At 43.5% G+C, this 24,288-nt stretch carries 25 protein-coding genes; 14 read left to right on the forward strand and 11 right to left on the reverse strand.

What is annotated here, in order from left to right; all coding sequences use genetic code 11:
- The first annotated feature begins 14 nt into the window (after positions 1-14).
- The 12 genes from gspF (at position 15) to MNR06_RS05175 (ending at position 10,484) form a co-directional block, all read left to right on the forward strand.
- Positions 15-1,235, forward strand: a complete 1,221-nt coding sequence (gene gspF, locus MNR06_RS05120) for a type II secretion system inner membrane protein GspF (RefSeq protein WP_243539533.1) — start codon at positions 15-17, stop codon at positions 1,233-1,235.
- Between the two features lie 167 nt (positions 1,236-1,402).
- Complete coding sequence (gene gspG, locus MNR06_RS05125) at positions 1,403-1,813, forward strand: type II secretion system major pseudopilin GspG (RefSeq protein ID WP_243539535.1); 411 nt, start codon at positions 1,403-1,405, stop codon at positions 1,811-1,813.
- A gap of 6 nt (positions 1,814-1,819) precedes the next feature.
- A complete protein-coding gene (locus MNR06_RS05130) occupies positions 1,820-2,407 on the forward strand; it encodes a pilus assembly FimT family protein (RefSeq protein ID WP_243539537.1) in 588 nt (195 codons plus the stop codon).
- Positions 2,404-2,919 (forward strand): type II secretion system protein, encoded by a 516-nt coding sequence (locus MNR06_RS05135; protein WP_243539538.1) that lies wholly within the window; start codon positions 2,404-2,406, stop codon positions 2,917-2,919. Before MNR06_RS05130 ends, MNR06_RS05135 begins: the two co-directional genes overlap by 4 nt.
- The gene (locus MNR06_RS05140; RefSeq protein ID WP_243539541.1) at positions 2,916-3,758 is read left to right on the forward strand and encodes a type II secretion system protein GspJ; all 843 of its coding nucleotides are present in this window, start codon (positions 2,916-2,918) and stop codon (positions 3,756-3,758) included. The genes MNR06_RS05135 and MNR06_RS05140 overlap by 4 nt, the downstream gene beginning before the upstream one ends.
- Positions 3,724-4,977: a type II secretion system minor pseudopilin gene (locus tag MNR06_RS05145; protein WP_243539543.1), complete on the forward strand. Its 1,254-nt coding sequence runs from the start codon at positions 3,724-3,726 to the stop codon at positions 4,975-4,977. The genes MNR06_RS05140 and MNR06_RS05145 overlap by 35 nt, the downstream gene beginning before the upstream one ends.
- 111 nt (positions 4,978-5,088) lie before the next feature.
- Positions 5,089-6,759 carry a pilus assembly protein PilM gene (gene pilM, locus MNR06_RS05150; RefSeq protein WP_243539544.1) on the forward strand — a complete coding sequence of 557 codons (1,671 nt, stop codon included), beginning with the start codon at positions 5,089-5,091 and terminating at the stop codon, positions 6,757-6,759.
- Positions 6,756-7,460: a hypothetical protein gene (locus MNR06_RS05155; protein ID WP_243539552.1), complete on the forward strand. Its 705-nt coding sequence runs from the start codon at positions 6,756-6,758 to the stop codon at positions 7,458-7,460. Before pilM ends, MNR06_RS05155 begins: the two co-directional genes overlap by 4 nt.
- Complete coding sequence (gene gspN / locus MNR06_RS05160) at positions 7,460-8,425, forward strand: type II secretion system protein GspN (protein WP_243539554.1); 966 nt, start codon at positions 7,460-7,462, stop codon at positions 8,423-8,425. The genes MNR06_RS05155 and gspN overlap by 1 nt, the downstream gene beginning before the upstream one ends.
- 183 nt (positions 8,426-8,608) lie before the next feature.
- Complete coding sequence (locus tag MNR06_RS05165; protein WP_243539556.1) at positions 8,609-9,049, forward strand: single-stranded DNA-binding protein; 441 nt, start codon at positions 8,609-8,611, stop codon at positions 9,047-9,049.
- A 138-nt stretch (positions 9,050-9,187) separates the two neighbouring features.
- Entirely contained in the window at positions 9,188-9,577 is a 390-nt protein-coding gene (locus MNR06_RS05170) for a hypothetical protein (protein WP_243539558.1), read from the forward strand.
- Between the two features lie 7 nt (positions 9,578-9,584).
- Positions 9,585-10,484: a hypothetical protein gene (locus tag MNR06_RS05175; RefSeq protein WP_243539566.1), complete on the forward strand. Its 900-nt coding sequence runs from the start codon at positions 9,585-9,587 to the stop codon at positions 10,482-10,484.
- 1 nt (position 10,485) lies between these two features.
- Here the strand turns inward: MNR06_RS05175 and MNR06_RS05180 are convergent, their stop codons facing one another.
- From MNR06_RS05180 to MNR06_RS05230, 11 genes are all read right to left on the reverse strand, one after another.
- Entirely contained in the window at positions 10,486-13,098 is a 2,613-nt protein-coding gene (locus MNR06_RS05180; protein ID WP_243539575.1) for an ATP-binding protein, read from the reverse strand.
- Entirely contained in the window at positions 13,085-15,298 is a 2,214-nt protein-coding gene (locus MNR06_RS05185) for a RelA/SpoT family protein (protein ID WP_243539577.1), read from the reverse strand. The genes MNR06_RS05180 and MNR06_RS05185 overlap by 14 nt, the downstream gene beginning before the upstream one ends.
- 241 nt (positions 15,299-15,539) lie before the next feature.
- Positions 15,540-15,779 carry a DNA-directed RNA polymerase subunit omega gene (gene rpoZ / locus MNR06_RS05190; protein ID WP_243539579.1) on the reverse strand — a complete coding sequence of 80 codons (240 nt, stop codon included), beginning with the start codon at positions 15,777-15,779 and terminating at the stop codon, positions 15,540-15,542.
- Positions 15,780-15,818: 39 nt separating this feature from the next.
- The gene (gene gmk, locus MNR06_RS05195; protein ID WP_243539581.1) at positions 15,819-16,379 is read right to left on the reverse strand and encodes a guanylate kinase; all 561 of its coding nucleotides are present in this window, start codon (positions 16,377-16,379) and stop codon (positions 15,819-15,821) included.
- Positions 16,376-17,254: a YicC/YloC family endoribonuclease gene (locus MNR06_RS05200; protein WP_243539583.1), complete on the reverse strand. Its 879-nt coding sequence runs from the start codon at positions 17,252-17,254 to the stop codon at positions 16,376-16,378. Before MNR06_RS05200 ends, gmk begins: the two co-directional genes overlap by 4 nt.
- A 35-nt stretch (positions 17,255-17,289) precedes the next feature.
- Positions 17,290-18,219 (reverse strand): tRNA (adenosine(37)-N6)-dimethylallyltransferase MiaA, encoded by a 930-nt coding sequence (miaA, locus tag MNR06_RS05205; protein WP_243540779.1) that lies wholly within the window; start codon positions 18,217-18,219, stop codon positions 17,290-17,292.
- Entirely contained in the window at positions 18,219-20,099 is a 1,881-nt protein-coding gene (gene mutL, locus MNR06_RS05210) for a DNA mismatch repair endonuclease MutL (RefSeq protein ID WP_243539585.1), read from the reverse strand. Before mutL ends, miaA begins: the two co-directional genes overlap by 1 nt.
- Before the next feature lie 38 nt (positions 20,100-20,137).
- The gene (locus MNR06_RS05215) at positions 20,138-20,713 is read right to left on the reverse strand and encodes a hypothetical protein (protein ID WP_243539587.1); all 576 of its coding nucleotides are present in this window, start codon (positions 20,711-20,713) and stop codon (positions 20,138-20,140) included.
- 67 nt (positions 20,714-20,780) lie between these two features.
- On the reverse strand, positions 20,781-21,623 hold the full coding sequence (locus tag MNR06_RS05220) for an SH3 domain-containing protein (protein WP_243539589.1): 843 nt from the start codon (positions 21,621-21,623) through the stop codon (positions 20,781-20,783).
- The gene (locus tag MNR06_RS05225) at positions 21,598-22,293 is read right to left on the reverse strand and encodes a polyprenol monophosphomannose synthase (protein ID WP_243539596.1); all 696 of its coding nucleotides are present in this window, start codon (positions 22,291-22,293) and stop codon (positions 21,598-21,600) included. The genes MNR06_RS05220 and MNR06_RS05225 overlap by 26 nt, the downstream gene beginning before the upstream one ends.
- A gap of 68 nt (positions 22,294-22,361) precedes the next feature.
- Positions 22,362-22,712, reverse strand: a complete 351-nt coding sequence (locus MNR06_RS05230; protein ID WP_243539598.1) for a hypothetical protein — start codon at positions 22,710-22,712, stop codon at positions 22,362-22,364.
- A gap of 169 nt (positions 22,713-22,881) precedes the next feature.
- Between MNR06_RS05230 and MNR06_RS05235 the strand changes: the two genes are divergently transcribed.
- The gene (locus tag MNR06_RS05235) at positions 22,882-23,547 is read left to right on the forward strand and encodes a hypothetical protein (protein ID WP_243539600.1); all 666 of its coding nucleotides are present in this window, start codon (positions 22,882-22,884) and stop codon (positions 23,545-23,547) included.
- 7 nt (positions 23,548-23,554) lie between these two features.
- A complete protein-coding gene (locus tag MNR06_RS05240; RefSeq protein ID WP_243539602.1) occupies positions 23,555-24,223 on the forward strand; it encodes a hypothetical protein in 669 nt (222 codons plus the stop codon).
- Positions 24,224-24,288: the final 65 nt, after the last annotated feature.

Below are 24,288 nucleotides of genomic sequence, written 5' to 3' on the forward strand. Positions count from 1 at the left end.
GATAGAAAAAGAAAATGCCGATTTTTGAGTACAAAGGCCTTACCCGAGATGGAAAAAACGTAAAAGGCGTCGTTGACGCCGATAATTTGCGTACGGCTAGAACTAAGCTCAAAAAAGACAATATCTACGTCATCGATATCCGCGATAAAAAGAAAACAGACCCCAAGAAGAAAGCAGGTTCGGTTCGCACGACTAAAAAAGTCGGAGTGAAGGAACTTTCTTTGATGACCCGTCAGTTGGCGACTTTAGTTAAAGCCAACATTCCTTTAGTTGATGCTTTAACTGCGGTTTCTGAACAAGTTGAAAATCCTGTTTTGTCTGAAGCTTTGGCTGACTGTAAAAACATGGTCAACGAAGGGGCGACTTTGCACAAGTCCTTAGCAAAGTATCCAAACATTTTCACCAATATATATGTTTCAATGGTGGAAGCCGGTGAAATGTCAGGAAGCTTGGACGTTATCTTAATGCGTCTTGCAGAGTTCACTGAGGCCCAAGCAGATTTGAAGGCCAAAGTCAGCAGTGCTATGACTTACCCGATCATCATGATGACAGTGACGATTGGTCTTCTTGGTTTCTTATTCATCTTCTTGATTCCAAAAATGGTGACGGTGTTTGAATCAGCGCCAAATCTGGAACTTCCTTGGTATACAGTCATGATCATTGATGCCAGCCAGTTCATGGTGAACTATTGGTACTTGGTTGTCGGTGTAGTTTTGATTACATATTTAATGTTCAAAAATTGGAAGAACACCCCGGCTGGTGCAAAACAGTGGGATGCAATTTCTTTGAAGCTTCCGATTGTGGGTCCGACCGTAAGAATGGTCGCGGTGTCTCGTTTTACTCGCACCCTTGCAACTTTATTAAACGGTGGCGTCCCCATGTTAGCCGCATTAGATATCGTGCGTAACGTAGTTTCTAACCATGTGCTTGCTAAAGCTATTGATGAAGCGCGCAGCAATATCTCTGAAGGTGAATCCATTGCAGGTCCATTAAAAAAATCAGGACAATTCCCGCCCATCGTTATCCACATGGTGAACATTGGCGAAAAAACAGGCGAACTTGAAAATATGCTTTCACAGGTTTCTGACGCCTATGATTTCCAAGTGAAAACCAAGTTAGAAGGTCTAACAAGTTTAATGGGTCCTGTGGTCATCGTTCTTATGGGTTTTGCAATCGGCATGATCGTGGTTGCGGTCATGGTACCTATGTTTGAAATGGCTAACATTGCCGGCTAGTCGCCGGCAGAGCTGGAGCGACGAATGTACTCCGACGAAGTCGGAGTGTAGGCCAGCGTCGGAAGCTAAAGCAGATTACGCACGTCATTACAGGCACAATTCTTTACCTCCTCATAGTTCCCTGCTACGCTTTAAGCCTGATTTAGTGACTTAACTAAGGAGTACACATGTTTGTTCTTAGAAACCGCAAGGGTATGACTCTTATCGAGATCATGATCGTACTTGCGATCATCGGCAGTATCGCAGCTCTTCTTCTTCCCAACATCACGGGACAATTGGATAAATCCAAAGTGAAAGAAGCTAAAATTCAAATGACTCAAATCGTGAATGCACTTTCAATGTATTACACTGATTGCGGTAAATACCCACAAAGCCTTGAAGGTCTATCAAAAGCAGACGCTGATTGCTCGAACTGGGGACCAGAACCTTACTACAAAAAAGATCTTAAAGATCCATTCGGAAACGAACTTGTTTACAGCGTTGAAGGTTCTGAATACGACCTTAAGTCTTTCGGTAAGGATGGACGCGAAGGTGGTTCTGGAAACGATAAGGACATCACTTTAGACGACGTTCAGTAGGTCTAAATGAGATCGAATCGGGGCTTCACGTTGATTGAAATCATGATCGTGCTGGCAATTCTAGCAGCACTGATCGTTGTCGGGGCCCCCCGCCTTTTGCGAAAAGAAGGCAATATCAAAAATGTCGCTCGCAGCTTCATTGTTTTAAGTAAAGAAGTTCGCAACAAAGCCCGCCTTACAAATTCCACTTATCGCATCGTTATTAATATGGATCCCCAAGATGAAAAATATTGGGTCGAACGCGCCAGTGGTCCACAGCCTGTAGATCCTGAGGCCTACGAAAAAGCCCAAGAAAAAAGTGAAGACAAAGATGAGGATGCTCCACCTCCGCTTTTTCAAATCGATAAATCCATCGGAAAAGAAAAAACTTTGCCGCGTGGTTTACGATTTGGCTCTGTAGAAACCATCAATATGAAAAGTCCTATGACATCGGGCACAGCCTATGTCCACTTTTTCCCGGAAGGTTTTGTAGAAGCCGCTGCCATACAAATCACCGATGGAAATAAATTAACATGGACTCTTGTTTTTAATCCTTTAACGGGTCAAGCTGATATCATAGAGAAAGCTCAATCGTTAAAGGACATTCAACGGTGATTAGAAAGAATAATGGATTTACGTTAGTAGAAACAGTGATGGCCATGGTCATCCTAGCGTCGGGACTTTTGCTTTTGTCAAATTCCTGGAGCGGCAGTTTCATGCGCGTAAAGAAAACCCAGCTTTCTACCGAAGTCGCTGCCCTTTTAGAACGAAAAATGATTGAAGTAGAAATGGAGTATGCGGGAAAACCGCTGGATTCTATTCCGGAAGAAAAAGAAGACGATTTCGGCGAACAGTATTCCCAATATTCTTGGAAGATGACTTCCAAGGAATTTGAAGTCCCCGATTTTTCAGCGACCCTTGCGGCACAAACTGAAAACACCGATGAACTGACGATGACAATCATGAAGGCATTGACAGAGCATCTTAGCAAATCCATCAAAGAAGTTAAGGTGACTATCATCTATAAGGGCGCGAAAAAACCTTTAGAATTTTCCGCAACCCAATACTTTGTAGATTACAATAAAGAACTTCCTATGCCTGGCATCCCAGGGGGAGTTGGAATGTGATTCGCTTCACTTCCCCTCGCGCCAGAGGCTTTACGATGATCGAGCTTATGATCGTGATTGCGATCTTAAGTACACTGACGATCCTGACGGCCCAATCTATTTCTCAAGCGATCAAAGCTAAGGTCAAACTTCAAGATCAAATCGATGATGTTTCCAGAATGCGTGATGCGGTCCGCTTGGTTGAGCGAGATATTAATTTGGCATTCCATTATCGCGATATTGAAAAAGAGCTTGAACAAATCATTAAGAAAAAATCTACGACAACAAATCCCCCGGGAACTCCCCCCGTTCCGATAGATCCAACACAAGAGGCGGTGGAACGTCGCGAAGTTCCACGCCGGGATCCCGTGACTCATTTCATTGGCAACGAAGACAACGTCAGTTTCGTTACTATGAACAATGCTCGAACAGTAAGAAACGTGCAACAAGCCGACTTTGTTGAAGTGGGCTATTCCCTTAAAGAATGTAAATCTGTCAGGGAAGATGGTGGTTCGTCGAAATGCCTTTGGCGCAGAAGTTCACCATTTGCTGATCTAGATGTCACCAAAGGTGGCGATGAAGTGGTGCTTTTAGAAAACGTCACTGAATTTAAATTAAAATATATCGGCAAAGGAAAACAAGATTGGGTCAATTCTTGGCGCACCGATGCCCAAGGTGACGGTGCGACCAAAGGAAAATTCCCACAGGCTGTTGAAGTTTCCATCACGGTAGAGAAAAAACAAAAAGCCAAAGCAAAAAAATATTCAATGCAAGTCGTAGCTCCAATTCATTTCACTAACAACCCTGAGGAAGGAGGATCATCAAATGGATTACAAGGCACTCAAAACAATTTCCAATAATCTGCAACGCCCTGTAAAAAACGAACGCGGCATAGCTTTGATGATCGCCATCGCCTGCTTAATGCTGATCATGTATTTCGCAATGGAAGTGAGCTATGATTCCAGTGTTGAGTACCTAGTAAACTCTGCCGGCGTAAACCGCGTGAAAGCTTATTATGCGGCAAAATCCGGAATGCAACTAAGTCTTCTGAGAATTAAGATTTATCAGCAAGCGCAAAGTAAATTTGGCGCACAACTTGGCAACAGTCCTTTATTAGACCAAATTTGGAAATTCCCCTTCGCCTGGCCTTTGCCAATTCCAGCCGAACTGAATGCTGTCGACAAAGACAGCTTCAAAAAAATCTTCAGCGAATCCAGTATGGATTCAAGCTATCTTGTGACGATTGAAGACGAAGGTTCTAAGATCGATTTAAACGACTTAAACTCCCCTTCCAAAGTTTTACAAGAATCCACAAAAAAACAGCTGATCAACATCTTTGAGCAAAAAAAATTAGAAGATGAAGAGTTCGGCCGCGCCTATGGCAATTATCGCTTTGAAGAATTAGTAAATAGCATCGCCGATTGGATGAGTCCGAAGTCACAATCATTTAATGGCGGCGATAAAAGATCTAAGTTCAACGAGCTGAACAACCAAGCTCAAACTGATTACTTCCCTCCGAATAGAAACTTTAGAACCCTGGGCGAACTGCACATGATCCCAGGCATGACGGATGATCTTTACAACTTAATGCTTCCCAGGGTCACTATCTATGGCATGAAGGGCATCAATCCCAACCTTGCGACTAAAGAAGTTCTAAAATCATTAGATCCCGGCATGACGGAAGAAATCGTTAGCGACATTATCAAACGCAGAGAAACTGAAGCTGAAGGCGGCCCTTTTAAATGCGACGCAAGCGGCGGCAGCCAAGATTTCTGGAGCTTCGTACAAGGCCGCAACGCAAGACTGGTCGGGAGCCCTCAAGACATCCCTATGACGTGCGACACAGTGATGAACTTTAAAATCATCAGCACAGGGGAATTCGCAGGCTCTACCAGAGAAATCACTGCCATTGTGATGGATTTAAACAAAGCCGCCACAAAAATCAAAACCTTCACCGATAAAGAAAAGAAGGATCAAGAAGGCAATCCGGGCGGGGCCCCCGAGAAAAAAGACGAAAACAAAAAAGCCGACCCTATTGCCAAGGGGCCGCCGCGCATTGTTTTCTGGAACGAAAGATAACCACCTAGACCAACATCCAAGACGCCGAGATTTCAGTTTCAACTATACTTACGTGACGGGCTCGTCTAAAATCAGACGTACAGCTCGTTCTATGGATGGAGGAGTAAGTTAGTGAAATCTCTCGGTATCGACATTGGTTCAAGCAGCATTAAGATTGTCGAGGTGCAAAGCACTTCAAAGGGATTCATTGTCTCTCAATATTTCGAAAAACCATTGAACATCGTTCCTGGCGCTGATCAAGAACTTGAAATCATTGAATTCCTTCGCGACTTTTTACTTCACTATGATCCAAATCAGACACGCATCAACTTAGCTTTACGCCAAGACCGAGTTGCCATTCGTAATAAGTTCTTCCCGTTTAATGACCGCAATAAAATCGCTAAAAGTTTGGCTTTTGAATTAGAAGAAGACCTTCCGTTTTCATCTGACAATGCGATCTTCGACGCAAAAATCATTCGTACCGTGGGCGGTGGCGCAGAAGTCCTAGCTTGTGCTGCTCCGAAGGTTCATGTGGCTAATGCCATTCAACGTGCGGGCGATGCTGGAATTGATCCATTTATTATCTCTGCAGAGGGAACTGCTTTAGCCAATGTTTTTGAACGTTGGAATGACGCTCCTCCGGCAATCACTCCTCCAGCAATTTCGTTAGATGATGAAGAAAATAAACCAGTTCGCCATATCAACTTAGTTTTGAACATGGGGCACACCCGCACCCTGGTCAGCGCTTTTGAAGGTAACACTTTAATCGCCGTGAGATCCATTTTATGGGGTGGCAAAAACATCATCGAAGCGATTTCAAAAAAATACGAAATCCCTTTCTTAGATGCGGTTAGAGAATTAGAAACCAAAGCCTTCATTCTGACTAACAAACAAGGTGCTACTTTTGATCAAGTGACATTTTCAGACACGATTTCTAAAAGTGTTCGTGAAATGTCCCGCGATTTGCAACTTTCTATTTTAGAACTAAAAAGTGAATTCAATGCCCACATCGATAGCATTGGCTTAACTGGTGGCGTTTCACAAATTCAGAATGTGGGACCTTTCCTAACCCAAGCTCTTGAAGTTCCGGTCAATCGAATTTCTACTCTTGATTTAGTACCGAACGTTCAATTTGAACGAAGTGCTGCAAATGGAGCGAAGGCCGGCGTTGCCTTGGGTCTTGCCTTTGAAGGTTTCAAAAAACCCCGCAACCCGCCTATCAACTTCTTACGCGCTGAGTTCGCAAAAGAAAATCAACAGTTCAAGCTTTTCTGGGAAAAATGGAATCACACCATCAAAGTAGCAACAGCGGCTTTAGTGGTCCTTTTCGTTTACACTTCCTTACGTGAAACCTTTTCTGTAAGTCTTGCTGATCGCACTCAAGAAGTTTTAAAAAGCCAAGCTAAGTCTGTGGCCGGTCTTAAGGGGCGAAACGCTTCTGAAAATGGTATTCGTAAATACATCCGTGAAAATAAAAAAAGAGCGTCGGATTTAAAAACCTTAGCAAGTGTTGCGAATATGAACTCGGCACTTGATATCGTTAAAAAAATCAATGATGCGACCCCAGCTAAAAATGCAGTGACCCTGGATATCCACCAGTTAAACGTGCAAGATGCGCAAGTTTCCATGCAAGGTTATGTTAATTCTGCGCAAGAGCTGAGCGTTCTTCAGCAGGCCTTGGCTAATATTACTTCCGACGGGAAAGTGAGTGCAGGCCGCTCGTCTCTTTCTGCCTTGCCAGGGAAAACAGCATTTTCTTTCAGCTTTAATGTCGATCGCGGTATTCAAAAGGTGACACGATGAATTTTGACGATTTAAAAGATAGATTTATCTCTGATGCGCGTAACACCTGGGATCGAATCCAGGATAGCAGCGTTTATAATCAGTTGCGTGATCGTTACGAAAATATGACTCCGGTGATGCAAAAAGTGACAATCGCTGGAGTGATTGCAGTCGTAGCGTTTTCGATTCTATCAATCCCCTACGGTGCTTTTTCAACGTCTCAAGATTTAGTTGGCGAATTCGAAAGCAAACGTATGACGATTCGCGAACTTTTAAAAGTCAGCCGTGAATCTTCAGACGTTCCGCAAATCCCCCAAGCGCCACCGTTAGAGATGATTCGTTCTAATATAGATAACCAATTGCGTGCAGCGAATCTTTTGCCTGAACAAATTAAAGGCACCGAGGTTCAAGACAGTGATTCTAAGGTTATTCCGCAAAATCTGACTGAAGGTGCAGTGCAAGTAAGTCTTGCTAAATTAAACCTGCGCCAAGTTTTAGATTTGGGTTATCAGTTTCAAAGCATCAATCCAAGTGTAAAACTGAAAGATCTTGCGATCACTGCAAACCGCGAAGACAGCCGTTATTTTGATGTGGTTTATAAGCTTGTTTCATTAGCTGTTCCTGCGGCGCCGGAAGTGGCTCCAGAACCGCCTTCTTCACGCGGTTCACTTCGTGACCGTCTAAAAAAACGCAACCAAGAAAGCGAAGGCGGAGAAGAATAATGGAACAACTGCGCTGTCTTTTAAAAATTATCAGAGAAGGAAAAGGCAAAATCTTTGTGATGGTCTTTTCAGCTTTGGTATTTTTATTCTTTCTTTTTCCGTTTGATGATTTAAGTGATTTGATTTCTTCGCAAGTGGCGAAATTTTCAAACAACACCGTTTACGTGCAATTTGAACGCTTGAAAATGAGCCTGTTCCCGACTCCTGGCGTGAAGATGGACCAAGTTTATATAGAATCCATTCGCACCCCGGCATTGTCAGCAGAAGAGCTTGTTATTACTCCTTCTGTTACGGGTCTTATTCAGCAAAAGCCTTACGGTCATGTTGTTGCTAAAGGTTTATTAAAAGGCGATGTCGACGTTCAAGTTGGCAAAGGCACGAAAACTGAAAACGGCGTTGAACGTCATAAGATTGAAGTCACTGCGAAGAAAATTTCATTACATGACCTTCGCGAGATGGCGAATCTGCCTGTTTTACTTAAAGGACAATTAGATCTTCAAACAACCGCTCTTGCGGATCTTTCATTTCAAGAACAACCTGATGTTGAAGTTGATATGACGATCAATAAGTTTGAGCTACCCCCATCGAACGTGAATACGCCGATGGGTCCTTTGACTTTACCGGATTTAAAGTTAAGCAGCGTTGAACTTAAAGGTCGCTTAGCCGCAGGCCGTTTCGTCATTGAAAACGGAACAATCGGCAAACCCGGTGATGAAGTTTACGGGACCATCAAAGGCAATATCGGTTTAACTATCGTGAACCGTGGTAACGGTTTTGGCCAACAAATCGGCGCTTATAATTTTGAAGTGGATTTAAAAACCAAACGCAGCTTTCAAGAAAGAGCTGCTTTGTTTTTAACTTTCATCGATGGCTATAAAACGCCGACGACTGACGGTGCTCAGTACAAGTTTAAAGTTTCTGCGACAAATCCAATGATGCCACCCAGTATTGGGGCCGCGCGTTAGTCCGATTCCAGCATCGCTGTTAAGACCCCTGTTAATTTAAATAGAATCAGGGGTCTGCCTAAGAATTGCTCACCTTCCCTACCAAAATAAATCGAGTCTGAAGTTTATTGACTTCACTCTTAAACTTAATAGGTTAGTCACCTTGTACTCCAACGAAGGTGTTGGAGTGATTTGGAGGGAAATATGTCTGGAGTAAATAAAGTTATCCTAGTGGGCCGCTTAGGCGCTGATCCTGAGGTTAAAGCTATCGGAAGTGGCAGTACTGTAGCGCGATTGAACCTAGCAACTAGTGAATCTTGGGTAAAAGATGGCCAAAGACAAGAGCGCACTGAATGGCACAGAGTTACTGTGTGGGGCAAACTTGCTGAGATCTGCGGTAAACATCTTTCAAAAGGTCGCCAAGTGTACGTTGAAGGTAAACTTCAAACTCGTTCTTGGGAAGATCAACAAGGTCAAAAACGTTATACGACAGAAATCGTAGCAAGCACTGTTCAATTCTTGGGTTCTGCTGGAGCGGAAAGCGGTCAAGGCCGTTCGAACTCTGGTGGCGGTAACGATGATTACGGCTTCCAAGATTTCGGCCCGGAACCAAGCTTCGATTCTAACGACGAAATTCCGTTCTAAGTCGGCGGCAGCCGGCAGAGCTGTAGCGCCGGCAGGCGCGTAAGCTGAAGCAGCATGGGCGCGTCCAAAGCCCCGAAAGATCTTCGGGGCTTTTTATTTATTTAAAATCCAATCAAGCTTCCCCTATACTAAATACCTATGAAGTGCATTTTAGTACCAACACTTTTAGGAATTTTATTAAGCGGCTGTACCGTATATCGATCTGATGGCCGTAAACAATTTGAAACTGCCGCTCCAGGAAAAGTCGCCGCCGCCTCTTTTCAACTTCTTAGCTGCAAAAAAGAAAACAAACTTGAAAGCTGGCTGAACGAAGAATTTCCCAATCACAGTTATGAACTGATCGTTGCTGATTCAGATTTAGAGATTTGGCGCACAAACAGAAATAATAAAATCGAAGTTAAGGCCATTCAACGTTCTGAAAAATCAACCCACTCTTGCATTTACGAATTTGCTGATGAAGCTGTTTGGAACCAGTACAAGGAACAATTTATCCGTGAACTGGAAAACAACATCATGACCGCAGAATAGGAAAAAGATGAATTTCAAAACTCCCCTTTTAATTGCAGCATTGGTCTTTTGGAGTTTTTCAAGCTTTGCCGCTTCAGTCAGTGCCGTGAAAGGACAAAAAGTTCTTATCGACCTGCAAGGGGATGATGTCACTGAAGGTGATGAATTTTACCTTATTAATTCTGGTTCTAAAAAACGCACAGGGATCATTCGTATTAAGCAAATCAAAGGAAGCAAAGCCCTAGCGGAAATCTTAAAAGGAAAGGCCGCTAGCGGCTTCACCTTGCAAGCCAAAGCGCCTTCACAGATGTCTGCGGATCCCACTGATGAAACAAACACAGAAGATCGCCCTAGCCGCGATACAAGCTTTCACCGCACTTTAAAAGATTCGTTCGGAGTTTTAGGAAGTTATCATTTAAATTCCATGGATGCTGAAGTTTCTTCGACGGTCTTAGGAATTCCAGTGACGGCCTCTGCCGCCATGGTCGGTAACGGTTTCGGTATCGGAAGCTTTTATGACTACGTCTTTGCCAGGGATTTTATCGGCAGAGGCTCTGCAGCCATCGAACAGTTTAATGTTGCAGGAACAGCCAACGCTGCGGCCTGTGAAGCCAGCACAGCCTGCGATGCCAACATCAACTATCTTTCCCTTTATGGCATGATTAAATGGTACCCGGTTCAAGGTAAATACCGTATTTGGTTGGGCGGCGGCATGGGATATCTTTTGGCCATTTCAAAATCCAGCACGGCTTTGGATGAAGGTGCTATTTCTACAAATCAAGTCGGCACCGCGGCCATCGGAACCGACATTCAAATGGATCGCAAAAACTATATTCCCGTCAGTATGGAATACAGCATGTTCCCGCCTTCTTCGACAGTGAAAGCACACATGATTGTGATTCGTGCTGGCTTTGCTTGGAATCTTTAATTTACGCACTTTCGTGATCTGGGAACCACAATACAAACTTAGTCTCGTGGTGTTTTTCGTCTAAGTAGAACTCGCCTTTATGAGCCTGCATTATGCTTTGGCTGATGCTTAAACCTAAGCCCACACCTTTTCCTACTTCTTTAGTAGTAAAAAATGGCTCCATGATTTTACGGCGGATATCCTCAGGAATTCCAGGGCCGTTATCTGTCACAGTGATTTCAATACCGCCCACTGTTCTTTGTGCGCTGATACTGATTTTTTTATGTTCTTGCTCGCCCAACGCATCTGAGGCGTTATTCAATAAATTAATCAAAACTTGAGTGATTTGAACCGGACGAATTTTTAAAGTTAAATCAGGCTCTATAAGTATTGAAAGATCAATACCTTCACTTTTAAACCGATCCTGACAGAACACCAAGGTATCCTCGATTAAAGTTTCAATTCTTGTTATCTCGGACTGCGCATCATCGGAGTCATGCACGTAACTGCGCATACCGCGAATGATCTTTGCGATTCTGTGAATCACGATTTCCATAGATTCGACTTTTTGGTAAATATCTTGATCCGCAATTCCTTTTCGATTCATCAAACGACGAATCATCCCTAAGTGACCTGACATGATTGTTAGTGGGTTATTAATTTCATGAGCTATACCCGCAGCCATCTCTCCTAGGGAAGCCATACGGGAAGAAGTTAAAATCTTACGCTCTTGTTCTTTAACTATTCGTTCTTTTTCACGCAAAAGCGTTACGTCTTCGCAGACTGAAAGATAACCCGTAGTTTTTCCGTTTTCGTCAAGAATTTCACTTGCGGCTGCGACCATGTTATAGCGTTTGCCGGATTTAGAAATGAACGTCCATTCGGTGGTTTTGTGATACCTATGACGGAAGCCTGTTTCTAGCAAAACCGGATTATAGTTTGCAGCGTCAGTATCGATCACTAATTTTACGTTCTTTTCTTTTTCCATTCTATCTTGAAAAGCTTTTACTTCTGCAGGATCTAAGAACGTAAAGAAGGACTTTTTACCCTTTAATTCTTCAGCCGTGTATTCCAAAATCTTTAATGCGGTTTCGTTAATTTCGCGAATAATGGTTTTTTCATCCGTAAAAATAATAAGCATTGGCATGCTATCCATACCCGCCTTGGTCCATTCAAAAGCTGCTCTTGATTTTTGCTCTGCTTCTTTTGATAAATAGTAAAAATTTAAAGCAATGGCCAATAAGATGGAAATCGAAAAACCAAATACTAAAACAGCCATTGGCAGCGCCGACAGATGCTGACGTAAGACAGCCGGGGAAGGGACAACCATAATAGTCCAATTAGCACCGAAGTTGCGATACTCACTTTGTTCTTGCCACTCTCGTTGAAAGACTGACTCGATAGTGCCCTGGTTAAATACGACAGCGTTATTTTCAAGAATTGAAAAGTTATATCCATTTGCTGGATAAAGATGCGAGAAGAATATATCTGTTAAAATAGTCGCACCTACTGCGCCGACATAGTGGTTATTTCTATACACCGGAACGAAAAGCACAGAAATTTTTTCACCCGTGTTGCGCGCGAAAACCTCTGTAATGAAAGCCGATTTGTAGTTTTGTATGTTTTCGATTTGTTCCTTTAAGGCTAAATGGCGTTCATTAAGGTTCACATTTTTGGGTGTATTATTCTCGTCTGGATATCTCCACCGAATTACAGAATCCTTATCCGCAAAGAACACTCTTACAACGCCCTTAAAATCTTTCACAAAATGCAAGGCTTCAGAGTTCCAATGAGTTCTATCCCTTTCATTGGAAACATGGCGCGCAAGATGCTCTAACCCTTTTTCGATCGGAATCAGGGTTTTATCGATATTAGATTTAAGTTGTTCCGCCTGGTGGTCAATCATCTCCCGGCTGCGCTCTTGATCACGAAGAACTAATAGCTGCCAAATGAGTACGCTGATAATGACACCAAACCATAAAACATAGCCTGGAAATAACGCGAGTTTTTTAGAAGATTTTCTGCGAACCTCACCCCTAATCATCCATAGGTTTGCAAGAGCTAGAAAGAAAAGACAAACCGCAACTTGCATTGATATTCGGCCAAAGCTGCCCCAACCATATTCAGGGTTGTAGTCAAATACATAGCTAAAGGCGCAGATCAGGCTTACCCCTAAAACCCCGGAACTAAATCCAAGTCGCAACATTTGTCGAACAATTCCTGCGCCAGAAAATAGTCCCGCCAAAGAAAGCAAAGTCAGACAAAGTACTGTACTAGCTGCCATTCTACCTGGATAGATTGAGCTGTCAGAGGTAAATGGATTAATAAATAAAGTATCAATCCCGACATCAATGCCTAAAGGTATTTGCAAACCTGTCGTCAAAGCTAAAATTAGAACTAATCCATGAAATAAAATACGCGTATTACTGCATTTTAAAAAATATGTGACGGAAAGAAGTGCTAAAGCCATTGCAGTGTTGAACTTCATCAACCCCATGTCTGACGTCCACTGTATCAGTTGTGGCGAATGAGAAACCCACCCCGTCATCGTCAGCAAACTAAATAACAGCGTAAGACCTGGGAAGATCAACGGGAATTTATCTGGCAGTTTTAGTTTGCTATTAATGAATAACACGGGTCACACCAATGATACCTTTGATTTTTTGAATCTCATAGATAGCTTGGTTGAGTTGGCTCGCATCTTTAACGCTCACTTCAAAATGACAGACGGCTTTTTTATCTTTGGTGGTGCGGATTTGGGCTGTTTGAATATTAATCCCCTGCTGAGCAAAAGCCTCAGACATTGATTTCAATAGGCCTGGAATATCCTGAGAAATAATTTTTAAGCGCACCACGCGCTCTTGTCCGTCACCGGCCTGTTTCACGTTCCAATTCACATCTACTTTGCGAAGTTGATCGAATTCAAACGCTTTACGGCAGTCACTGCGGTGAATGGTAATCCCACGACCGCGACTGATAAAGCCAACAATAGGATCCCCTGGAATCGGATGGCAGCATTTTGCATAATGCACAAGTACGTCATCCATGCCATCGACACTGATCAGGGAATTTGTCTTCCGTGTTTTTTGAGTGGCTGCGCGCATGACCCTTTCCATAAAGGTGGTGTCATCGGTTTTCGCAGCTTCTTTAGCGATATTTTCTGGCGTCAGTCTTTCAACTAAAACGCGAGTTTCAACCTTTCCATATCCGACGTTGACGTACAGTTCATCGACATCAGAAAGACCATGATCTTTGAGATATTGCTCAAATGCCGGGCCTTTCATGTATTTGACTGCAGCCATTCCGAATTTACGGAATTCTTTTTCAACCAATTCTTTTCCAAGCATGATCGCGCGGCGACGCTGCTCTTCTTTCACAAACGCACGGATTTTTGATTTGGCTTTATTGGTAACAACGAACTTCAGCCAATCTTTGGAAGGGACTTGTGTTTTAGATGTCATCACTTCAACGGTGTCACCGTTTTGAAGTTGATATTTTAATGGAACCATTTTGCCATTCACGCGGGCCCCGACGATGCGGTTCCCTAATTCGGTGTGAACTGCGTAAGCAAAATCTACGGGTGTTGCACCCTCTGGGAATTCGCGCACGTCCCCTGTCGGAGTGAATACGTAAATTTCCGTTTCAAATAAGTCGGTCTTAACGGTATCAAGAAACTCATCAGGATTGCGAGTCTGCTGATGCAAGGTCACTAGATCGCGCAGCCAGTTGGCTTGTTGGAAATCGGATTCATCACCCATTTTCCCGCGCTCTTTATACTTCCAGTGAGCCGCGATACCGCGCTCTGCAACCAAATGCATTTCAGAAGTTCGAATTTGAATTTCGATACGCTCGCCGCCAGGCCCGATCACTGTCGTATGCAGAGACTGATAGTTATTGGCTTTCGGCATGGCGATGAAGTCTTTAAATCTTCCCGGAATTGGCTTCCATAAAGAGTGGACTAAACCAAGTACGGCGTAACATTCAGCCACATTCCCTACAAGTACGCGGAATGCAAGAACGTCATAAACTTGATCGTAATCGATGTTACGGGATTGCATTTTACGATAGATGGACCATAAGTGTTTTGAACGGCCGAACACTTCGTATTTGAAGCCTGCTTTATTCAACTCTTTAGCAATTAAACTTTTAACTTCATCGATATAGCGATTTTGTTCAGCTTCGGTTTTCTTAATTTGCTGAACAAGTTGGTAGTACATGTCAGGGCGATAATAACGGAAGCACAGGTCTTCAAGTTCCGTCTTTAACGAACTGATACCCATGCGACCTGCAAGAGGAGTGTAAATTTCTAAAGTCTCAAGGGCAATACGCTCTTGCTTTTCAAATGGCATGAAATTCAATGTGCGCATATTGTGCAAACGGTCTGCTAGTTTCACCAGCACCACGCGCACATCTTTACCCATCGCCACGATCATCTTGCGAATATTTTCGCCTTGTTTTTCATGACTGTTTTTAAATTTCATCTGACCGATTTTAGTAACACCATCCACCAAGTGCGCGATGACGTCACCAAATTCACGGCGAATATCTTCAAGCGTTGCCGCTGTATCTTCAACAGTGTCATGAAGTAAACCGCAGGCGATGGTATCTAAATCTAAATGAAGATCCGCAAGAATTGCTGCTACAGAAAGTGGATGAGAAATATAAGGCTCACCACTGCGACGGATTTGACCTTCATGGGCTTTTTCAGAAAAAAGGTAAGCCTTTTCGATCACTTTTAAATCCGCATTTGGATAAAAGCTACGAATGCGATTCAAAAGATCCTCGCACGTTTTTACAGGTTTTTGGCTTACAGCGGTTTCTTTAATAAACTCCATTCCTTAAAGGATACCCGAAAGACCCTGCGGTCTCCAAGGAGCATTTCAAAATGGACTCAAATTTCTTAATGATTCTAGTTACTTGGACCAAGGTCCGCTATTTGACAAGTTCTCGGCGGAAGGAGGCCTGTCACGCCGTAGCTCCGCAGGAGCGGAGGAGGAAAGCTGGAGCAGCATTCTCATTTTAAAATAAAAAAGGAGGCCTATAGCCTCCTTTTATTCAATCTGAAAAACGACTCAATTATTTATTAAGGTCTTTCTCGATTTGCTTAATAGCTTCTTCATTAGCCATAGCTTCTTGGTATCCCACGTTTCCGATAGCTACTTCGCGAAGAGCGCTCACAATATATTTATTACTGCGAGTAGAAACTGTCGCTTCTGCACCTTTAAGAAGTTGCTTAGCTCTTTTAGAAACCATCAAAACTAGAGCAAATCTATTAGGGACTTTTTCCAAGCAATCTTCAACAGTTACACGAGCCATTTCGCCTCCAGGCAGATATCTAATCCGGCTAAATTACCGCTAAGCTAGCAATTCTTCAACGATTTTTTTAAATTGGGCGTAGGAATGTTCAAAGTTATCATTCACGATCTGATAATCGAACTTTGAGGCCTCTTTGATCTCTTTTTCGGCGTTCGCCATACGAACTTCGATATCTTTAGGAACCTTGCCGTCACGCTTTTCAATGCGGCGACGCAGCTCATCAATCGACGGGGGAAGGATAAAAATCGTCTTTGCGTCCTCTGGGAACTTGGTTTTAAAGGTCACGACACCCTGGATATCAATATCCATGATCGCGCACTTACCCTGCTCCCAAGTATCATTGATGGATTTATAGGAAGTTCCGTAATAGTTCGTGTGAACTTTGGCCCATTCTACGAAAAAGCCCTCTTTGACCTTTTTTTGGAAGTCTTCAGAATCGATGAAGTGGTACGGGTGGCCTTCAGACTCCCCTTTACGCATTTCCCGGGTAGTAAAAGTAATGACGTCGACTAAGCGAGGATCTTCCTTGCTAATCTTTTCGACAAAGCTACTTTTTCCTGCGCCACTTGGAGCGGCGACAATAATCAACCGAGTCTTCATTGTACGTTTTGTACCTGTTCTCTAAGTCTTTCAATAAGGGTTTTAGCTTCTACCACAGCCTGGGTGATCTTGGCTACCTGAGACTTTGAGCCAATCGTATTCACTTCGCGCAGCAGCTCTTGAGTGTAAAAATCTAACTTCTTACCTTCCGCCTGCTGAGAGCCCACCAATTGGCGGTAGTTTTTAATATGCTCACTTAAGCGGCTTAGTTCTTCGTTGATATCTGCTTTTTCAAGCTGAATCACAATTTCCTGGGACAAACGAGCCGGATCAAGATCATTGCCTTTAAGGCGAGCGCGGATCTTTTGCTCGAACTTTTCTTGAAGCTGAGTATTAGCTTCTTCGCGCAACTCGCTGATGGTCTTCACTTGTTTTTCTAACGAGATCAAAAGCTTTTCCAGATCTTTTCTTAAAGCTTTACCTTCACGCACGCGTTCACGGTCACAATTTTTACAAGCTTCCGTGAAGGCTTTCTTTAAGATCTTTTCTTCACCTGGAAGAAGTTCGTAAGTGTCTTCGACTTTAATTACGTCAGGCAGACGGGCTAAAGCTTCAAGGTGAACTTGATATGGCAGTGAAAGTTCTTTAGATAGATGCTTGTAGGCGCTAACGTATTTCTTCGCTAAACCGTCATTCACAGTCATCACAGCTTTTGCTGCGGAACTTTTCACTCGACGGGAAACGAAGATATCAATCGTTCCGCGGTGCAAGCTTTGACCAAGGGTTTTTTTAAGCTCCCCTTCATGGGCGACGAATTCACGCGGCAAATGAAAGCGAGTTTCCAAAAAGCGTCCATTCACTGCACGAATACTCACTTCAACAGTAACGTCTTTTGCTTGAACTCTCGCGGTGCCGTAACCAGTCATGCTTCTCATAGTCTCTCCATTGTGCTTAACGCCCTATTCTGGGGTCAAGAGTTCAGAAATTTCTCGACCATATCTCTTGCTTCAGGGAAACCGGTTGCGCCTGCAAACCAGTGAATATCTTTGTCACGTTGAAACCAAGTGCGCTGTCTTTTTGCTAGCTGTCGTGTGTTTTTCGAAATTTCTTGGAGCAAATCCTGGGAAGTTAACTCACCCTTTAAGTGCGCAATGCTTTCCTTGTATCCGACACTGCTCATTGGCGCCCAAGTTTCCAAACCTTGGTCCAGAAGGGATTTCACTTCTTCCAGTAACCCCTGCTGCAACATTTTTTCCGTTCGCAAATGAATGCGGTCTTTTAAAACTTCACGATCCCAACTTGGTCCGATTTTTAAAAGTGGATAAGGGAATTTTTCCTGAACATCTGCGAATTCTTTTTGAATTTGCGTGACGGTTTTGTTTTGTGAACGCATCAGTTCGATAGCGCGACCGATACGATAGTGATCGGAAAGATGAATTTTTGCGCCGTACTCTGGATCTTTTACTAATAATTCTTGATGAAGTTTTTCTGCGCCACCATCAGCCGCTAATTCATCAGCGACCTGCTTTTGAATTTCTGCAGGCATTGGTAAAACAGGATACATGCCTTTTTCAATAGCCATAAAATAAAAGCCTGTGCCACCCACCACAAACACGGCCTTATCTTCGGGAATTTCTTTTAAACAATTAAAAAAATCACGATGATACTTCCCCGCAGTCATCTCGTGCGGAGGCAGAACGTAATCAAACAAATAGTGCGGCACTAACTTCATTTCTTCTTTTGAAGGCTTCGCCGCACCGATATCAACATGCTTATAAAGCTGAATGGAATCACAGTTAACGATGACGCCGTTGAATTCTTGCGCAAGCTTTAGTGCCCACTCGGATTTTCCAGTGGCCGTTGCTCCGACGACAAAAATCACTTTTCTAGAAGCCACCATCACACGATTCGTCCGAAATCTTTTTCTAATTTATAAAATGGATATTCCACGCTGACAGGTCTGCCATGAGGGCAGAAGCTAGAAAGTGGGAATGTATCCATATCACGCAGCAATGTTTTCATTTGGTCCAAGCCTAATGCTTGGCCGGCACGAACCACTGAGTGGCAGGCCATAGTGGCGCAGATATCACCAACGACACGCTCTAATGAAAAGCTTCCGCCTTGTTCGACAATCTCGTGGGCCATTTTATCTAGGACACTGCCTAAGATGGATTCTTTAATCATCAAAGGTGCTGCTTTAACACCGATCGTTCCTGGGCCTAGAGCTTCAATGAAAACTCCCAGCCGTTCGATTTCTTTTCCTAAAGTCAAAATCGCTTCGACTTTTTCTGGCGACATATCGATTGCCAGAGGGAATAAAAAATCCTGCACATCAACTTTTCCGCCCTTCCACGCACTCATCAGTTTTTCAAAAACGACGCGTTCGTGGGCCGCGTGTTGATCGACGAAAATAATTTTATCGCGGCTTTGGGTGACGATGTAAGTAAGATTGGCCTGACCTAGAACTTCCAGCGAAGACCAGTAGCCTTGCGGTTCCTGATTTTTTTCAGGTTGATATTGCGGGACAGACTGTTGATGGGCGGGTGGTGTTTCAAAATTATCTCTTGAAGCAGCCGCATCCGCCAAACACTGATAGTTCAACTTTGGTTGCTGCAAGTTCGCTGATGGGAAATGAAAATCCTTCTTTTGAAACGTCGTTGTGTTTAACGAAGAATCTTGGAAAGTTAGATTTTCTTTTGGCGTCACCGCTGCGAAATTTGGAAGACCTTGAGTTGATTTATAATCGCCGGCAGAAACGCCTTCTAAAGGCGCCGGTCCTGGTTTAGGTGCGTTTGCTCCCAACCACGGTGCTTGCTCTAAAGTTCCGCGCAACGACGCTGCAACAGCTCTAAAAGCCAAGGACGCGTTTTGAAATTTCACCTGGGATTTCGTTGGGTGAATGTTCACGTCAACGCAATCTGGATCCGTTTCAACCCACACCACAGCGATAGGATATTCGCCGTGCATTAGTAAACTGCGATAAGCTTCATTCACTGCCGCTTGCAAACTGCGATCTTGGATCCAACGATTCTGGGCAAAAAGCCAAATATTTTTAGCGGTCTTTGCGACATTGTGTGGATCTGCGAACACCGCATACGCTTTTACGTTTTCGCGGGAAGCTTCCCCTTCAAACAACGGTTTGATCTCTAAAATTTGTTCAACACGATCTTTGCGGGTTTTGCAAGCTGGCCAGAAACTAACAAGCTTCCCGTTTTCCTGAATACGAATTTCTACGTTATAGTGAGATAACGCCATGGCTTTAAGCGTGGTTTTAATCGCCCCATTTTCAGCCGCATCGGATTTTAAAAACTTTAAACGTGCTGGCGTATTATCAAAAAGATTTTCCATTAAGATCGTGGTCCCTTGGGAACCACCAACCTTGTCGATGTCACGTTTCTTGCCGTATTCGCAAATCAACTGGTGAGCCTGCTCATCACCTTCACGGCGCGAAGTGATGGTAAGCTTACTAACCGCAGAGATACTCGCTAAGGCTTCACCTCGGAATCCGAAAGTTTTTAAACTCCACAGGTCATCGGTTTTTGAAATTTTACTGGTCGCGAATCGCTCTAAAGATTTTGGCAAATCTTCAGGGGCCATGCCTTTTCCGTTGTCGATCACTTTGACGATTCGTCCGCCGTCAAAAAATTCAATGTGCACGCGTGTGGCACCAGCATCGATGCTGTTTTCGACAAGTTCTTTTACCAGATGCGCGGGACGCTCTACGACTTCGCCAGCGGCGATTTGATCGACTACTTCAGGAGGCAAGACATGGATTGACATAGAGGGAATTTGCCGGAAGGAACCCCGCAAGTCCACTGTTATTCAGGCTGCGCGCAGTCCTCAAACTGCTGGCATTTTAGCAGCTTCATTCTAAGCTGTTTTAATTCTGAAAGAGTAAGCTCCATTTCCTCATCAAAACCATGGCGCACGCCTCCAAAATCTGAGAGGGATTTATACAGAGTTTTACTGTCGAATTGATCTGGTCTTAGTCGTAAATCCGAAAAGGTTTCAAAGTTCATCTTCCTTGGAAACTTCGCCAGGTTATATAAAAAACGCTGACGTTGGGATTTCACTTTTTCCAACGCTTGCTTTTGATTTTTCCAGCATTTGACTTCGGAAACTAAGACGACTTTTGCTGTATTACGGTCGATGATAACAATATCAAGCTCCCCCAAGGTCAGCTCCCCGGTTGAATATTCAATCCCTGAAGCAAGAATGTAATCACTAGAGGGATAATCTTGCGCATATTGCAACAGGCCCACCATTTCGCAGATAGCCCCATCGGGTTCGTAATTAACGCGGGATTGTTTTAAGGCTTCAAAGTAGGGTTCGATGTCGGCAGCAGAGGCAGTGAATGAAATAAACAATACAGTTAGCGAAATTAGAAAACGCATCGACACCCCTTGTACGGGGCCAGATCTACAACAGAACTTGTCTTGATTCTAAGAAAATCGCGCTGCGTTAGAATTCGTAACCTAAACTAAGACCATAGCCATAATACTTGGTGCGTTCCCAATAATAACGAGCGTCCGTTTTTAAAGAAAAAGCACCGAAGCGGAAAGCCAATCCCACATCAAATACAGCTCCCAAAGTCATATCATCAGCAGAATATGTGATTGTTTCGGTACCATCTGGAACGTCAATATTGAAGTGAGAGTAGCGAAACATCGGACCGAAACCATAATAAAATAAATGGGTTTTACTTTGTGGTAGAACGGTCTGCAGAAGGAAGTTTGCCATGAAAATGTAACCGTCAGCGGGTTTGCCAGTATAATCTTGATAATATCCAGGAGCACCGAAATGGAAAAGGATGCTGGCGTCAGTGTAGATTTCACCGTCAAACAAAGTGTTTTCGCCACTGAATTTAAAACCATAGAAAGTTAAAAATTTCGCGCGTTCGGATCCCAGCGTATCCTCGGTATAGTTAATAAAATCTAAGACCGGCCCACGATAGCGAGTCGCATGAAAAGGTTTTTTTCGTGTGTCCTTTTTATCTTTTTTTGCCTCTTTAGGTTTTTCTAATTTCACTACACCCAATTGCACATCGGTGTCGGAAATCCAACCAAGGCTGCCAGGCTTTAAGCGAATTTTATAAAACGCGCCTTTTTTATTCTTAGAGATGCTGTAAACAGCTCCCCTTTTCACGGTGTTAATTACGGGCGAATCAAAATCAGCATCTTGATAAATCAAGGCGCCATCAAGAACCACAGTCGCTTGCTGGGACTGCGCCCAGCATAGGAGTGGAAATAGAAATGTAAGTAAAAGGGCCGCCGCCGTTTTATTTAAAACGCATGATCCAAACACGATAGAAGGCCTCGATGACGATTTTTAATGACATTTTACTTTGGCCAACGCGACGGTCTTCAAACACTATCGGAGACTCTGCACCTTTGAAGCCTTTTTTAAGCGCTTTGTATTTTAATTCGATTTGAAAACTATAACCGTTAGATTCGACAGTCGATAAATCAATGCCAATGAGAACTTCTTTTTTCCAGGCATTAAATCCACCCGTCCAATCATTTAATGGAAAGCCCAAAATCATGCGAGCATAAATGCCGCCACCACGAGAAATGATCTTACGAATAAGGCCCCAGTTAACAGTTCTGCCACCAGAAATATAGCGAGATCCTACTGCGAAGTCATGGGTTTGAAGTTTTGAAAGCAAGGGACCCAAATCTTCGGGACGGTGGGAAAAGTCCGCATCCATCTCTGTAATCGCTTCGTATCCATGATCCATTCCCCAGCGGAAACCCGCAATATAAGCTTTGCCCAACCCCTGTTTTCCGGGGCGAGAAAGCAAATGCAGCTGAGGAATTGATTTTTGCATTTCGCGTACAATAGCACCCGTTCCATCCGGAGAGTTGTCATCAACGACAAGAATATCCACGCTTAGATTTTGCGCCAAAACCGCTGGAACAATAGCTTGGATATTTTCTTTTTCGTTATACGTCGGGATCACTATAAGTGTTTTCATGCCGGGTTAGACTGACATAAACCCAGCCGATAGGCAAGAAAGATGGCCTTGATTACGAGATTAGAAAATTAGATGGAACGAGAAACGAGCTTACCCTTGCCTTTAGATTGCAAAGCCTCTGCTTTTTGCTTTGGAATTGCAGGCAAATTAAGCGGTTTCGCCAATAGATATTTAGGATCTTGCTTGCGGATGTCTAATTGCTCTTTCACCTTCTGCGCCGCAGATTCAGGATCTTTAAGATACAACACCGGATCAAATCCACAAGAACGGCATACAACAGAAAGGCGCCAGCGAATTTTCACGAAGACTTCAGAAATTGCTAAGCACACCACAAAAGCAATCATCACCCGCGGATCATACTGCTGCCAAATCGCGAACATCACGACCACCGAAGCAAAGGCACTGGCAATAATATTCATAAACGAAACGCTTCGTTTACGATAAATACGGCGAGGACTTTTACAAAAGGCGCAATAACAGTTGTGACGTTCTTTAAACATGGCAAACATATATCTAGTGTGCCGGATTTGAGGTCTAGAACGAAAGATGAATTTTTGAAAAATGACATTGCCTTGCTAGAATTAAGAAATGCAAATATCAAAAACAATCCAATTCGTTCTGATCTTTTTAAGCTTACTTTCCGCTCCCACTTTGGTCCAGGCCGCAGGCACGGATCGCGATGGAGATTATGAAGAAGTCAGCTATGACGACCTCCTTAACGAGCTCAATGCCAAGAAAAAGAACTTGGTGAAAACTTCTACCAGTTCGTTTGATGACGTTCGTTTGCATGCGGGAATTGGCTACGTAAATTCTTTTATGAATATTGCCACGAACAATCGAAACTTCAATCGTCACGCTAGCGGAATTCAGCTTTCGATGGGCATGGATTTATTTTCACCACACTGGTTTGCTGAAGGTGTGTTTAGAAACTATGGAGTCACAGACACAGGTTCTGAAGAACTGACCATGCGAGAGATTGACTTAAAAATCGGTCATTCGAATTTGTTAGAGTCTATTTGGAATTATTCAGTCAGCGCGGGTCTATCAAACCGCTTTATGAAATTCCAAGATCCTGCCAAAAATATTGATGTGAATGACACGACTCCTTCCTTGGTGATCTCGACGGGCTTTCATGCCCAAGTTCATAAAAACCTTTCTTTAGGCGCCGAGGTTAGCGCCCGCAACGCTGTCATCAGTCGTACGGCAGATAAAAACAGCTTTGACTTTGCTTTTCGCTTAAACACTTCCCTATAATTGGGAAGTGGATTTAATTGTCTTCGCTCTTAGTCTATCCGTTTTTATTTTAGGCCTCGCGGTTTTTGCAAACCGCGCTCGAGCCCGCAAAGACATTCCGTTTGAATTGACACCGAACTGTTTGCTGACCCGTTGGCCAATTCTTTTTGTTACCGGGCCTCGTTCTATTTTTTATTTTAGTAAATTCTGGAATCTGCATCCGGTGTTTTTAACTGAGCATGGCTATGAAGTCTTCACCGTGCATTTGCCCTGGAAGAATGCCGATCAACGTCGCCAACGATTTGAGGAATTCCTATCTCAGCAGGAAAATCATAAAAGACATTTTCATCTTGTGGTGGATAGCCCAACTTTCACTGAACTAGAATCTGTTTTGCGCGGACGTCGCTCTAGCGCGATAAAAAGCATCACCGAAATGACCGACGATTCTTCAAAGCAAGAGTCAAAGTCACTTTTTGCCCTGCCCGTTCCCTTTGCCACGATCGAATGCCGCCTATCAAAAGCAGAACCGAAACTTTTAAAACTCTCTTACCGACTTCATAAATACATGGTGAAACCCATTCGTCCCGCAAGCCTAAGCACCTTGGGTGCGATAGATGAAACTGCTATCCAAAATTGCCAGCTGCTTTTGGAAAGAGCGAGCAACCTTGCTGAAATGGATTTGCGCGACGAAACTTAAAACACACGCTTTAGCGAAATTATTCACGCTAAAATTGAAGTGTTGCCTCTAACCTGGACTAATGT

The organism is Bdellovibrio reynosensis, from assembly GCF_022814725.1.
Classification (GTDB): Bacteria; Bdellovibrionota; Bdellovibrionia; order Bdellovibrionales; family Bdellovibrionaceae; genus Bdellovibrio; species Bdellovibrio reynosensis.

Excerpts from the sequence above, each read along its gene's own strand:
- MNR06_RS05155 (WP_243539552.1), top strand. The coding sequence starts at position 6,756 with ATGAATTTTGACGATTTAAAAGATAGATTTATCTCTGATGCGCGTAAC.
- MNR06_RS05145 (WP_243539543.1), top strand. The coding sequence starts at position 3,724 with ATGGATTACAAGGCACTCAAAACAATTTCCAATAATCTGCAACGCCCT.
- MNR06_RS05175 (WP_243539566.1), top strand. The coding sequence starts at position 9,585 with ATGAATTTCAAAACTCCCCTTTTAATTGCAGCATTGGTCTTTTGGAGT.
- MNR06_RS05165 (WP_243539556.1), top strand. The coding sequence starts at position 8,609 with ATGTCTGGAGTAAATAAAGTTATCCTAGTGGGCCGCTTAGGCGCTGAT.
- MNR06_RS05130 (WP_243539537.1), top strand. The coding sequence starts at position 1,820 with ATGAGATCGAATCGGGGCTTCACGTTGATTGAAATCATGATCGTGCTG.
- MNR06_RS05170 (WP_243539558.1), top strand. The coding sequence starts at position 9,188 with ATGAAGTGCATTTTAGTACCAACACTTTTAGGAATTTTATTAAGCGGC.
- MNR06_RS05235 (WP_243539600.1), top strand. The coding sequence starts at position 22,882 with ATGCAAATATCAAAAACAATCCAATTCGTTCTGATCTTTTTAAGCTTA.
- gmk (WP_243539581.1), bottom strand. The coding sequence starts at position 16,379 with ATGAAGACTCGGTTGATTATTGTCGCCGCTCCAAGTGGCGCAGGAAAA.
- miaA (WP_243540779.1), bottom strand. The coding sequence starts at position 18,219 with ATGGTGGCTTCTAGAAAAGTGATTTTTGTCGTCGGAGCAACGGCCACT.
- mutL (WP_243539585.1), bottom strand. The coding sequence starts at position 20,099 with ATGTCAATCCATGTCTTGCCTCCTGAAGTAGTCGATCAAATCGCCGCT.
- gspN (WP_243539554.1), top strand. The coding sequence starts at position 7,460 with ATGGAACAACTGCGCTGTCTTTTAAAAATTATCAGAGAAGGAAAAGGC.
- MNR06_RS05215 (WP_243539587.1), bottom strand. The coding sequence starts at position 20,713 with ATGCGTTTTCTAATTTCGCTAACTGTATTGTTTATTTCATTCACTGCC.
- gspF (WP_243539533.1), top strand. The coding sequence starts at position 15 with ATGCCGATTTTTGAGTACAAAGGCCTTACCCGAGATGGAAAAAACGTA.
- MNR06_RS05225 (WP_243539596.1), bottom strand. The coding sequence starts at position 22,293 with ATGAAAACACTTATAGTGATCCCGACGTATAACGAAAAAGAAAATATC.
- MNR06_RS05200 (WP_243539583.1), bottom strand. The coding sequence starts at position 17,254 with ATGAGAAGCATGACTGGTTACGGCACCGCGAGAGTTCAAGCAAAAGAC.
- MNR06_RS05230 (WP_243539598.1), bottom strand. The coding sequence starts at position 22,712 with ATGAATATTATTGCCAGTGCCTTTGCTTCGGTGGTCGTGATGTTCGCG.
- rpoZ (WP_243539579.1), bottom strand. The coding sequence starts at position 15,779 with ATGGCTCGTGTAACTGTTGAAGATTGCTTGGAAAAAGTCCCTAATAGA.
- MNR06_RS05185 (WP_243539577.1), bottom strand. The coding sequence starts at position 15,298 with ATGGAGTTTATTAAAGAAACCGCTGTAAGCCAAAAACCTGTAAAAACG.
- gspG (WP_243539535.1), top strand. The coding sequence starts at position 1,403 with ATGTTTGTTCTTAGAAACCGCAAGGGTATGACTCTTATCGAGATCATG.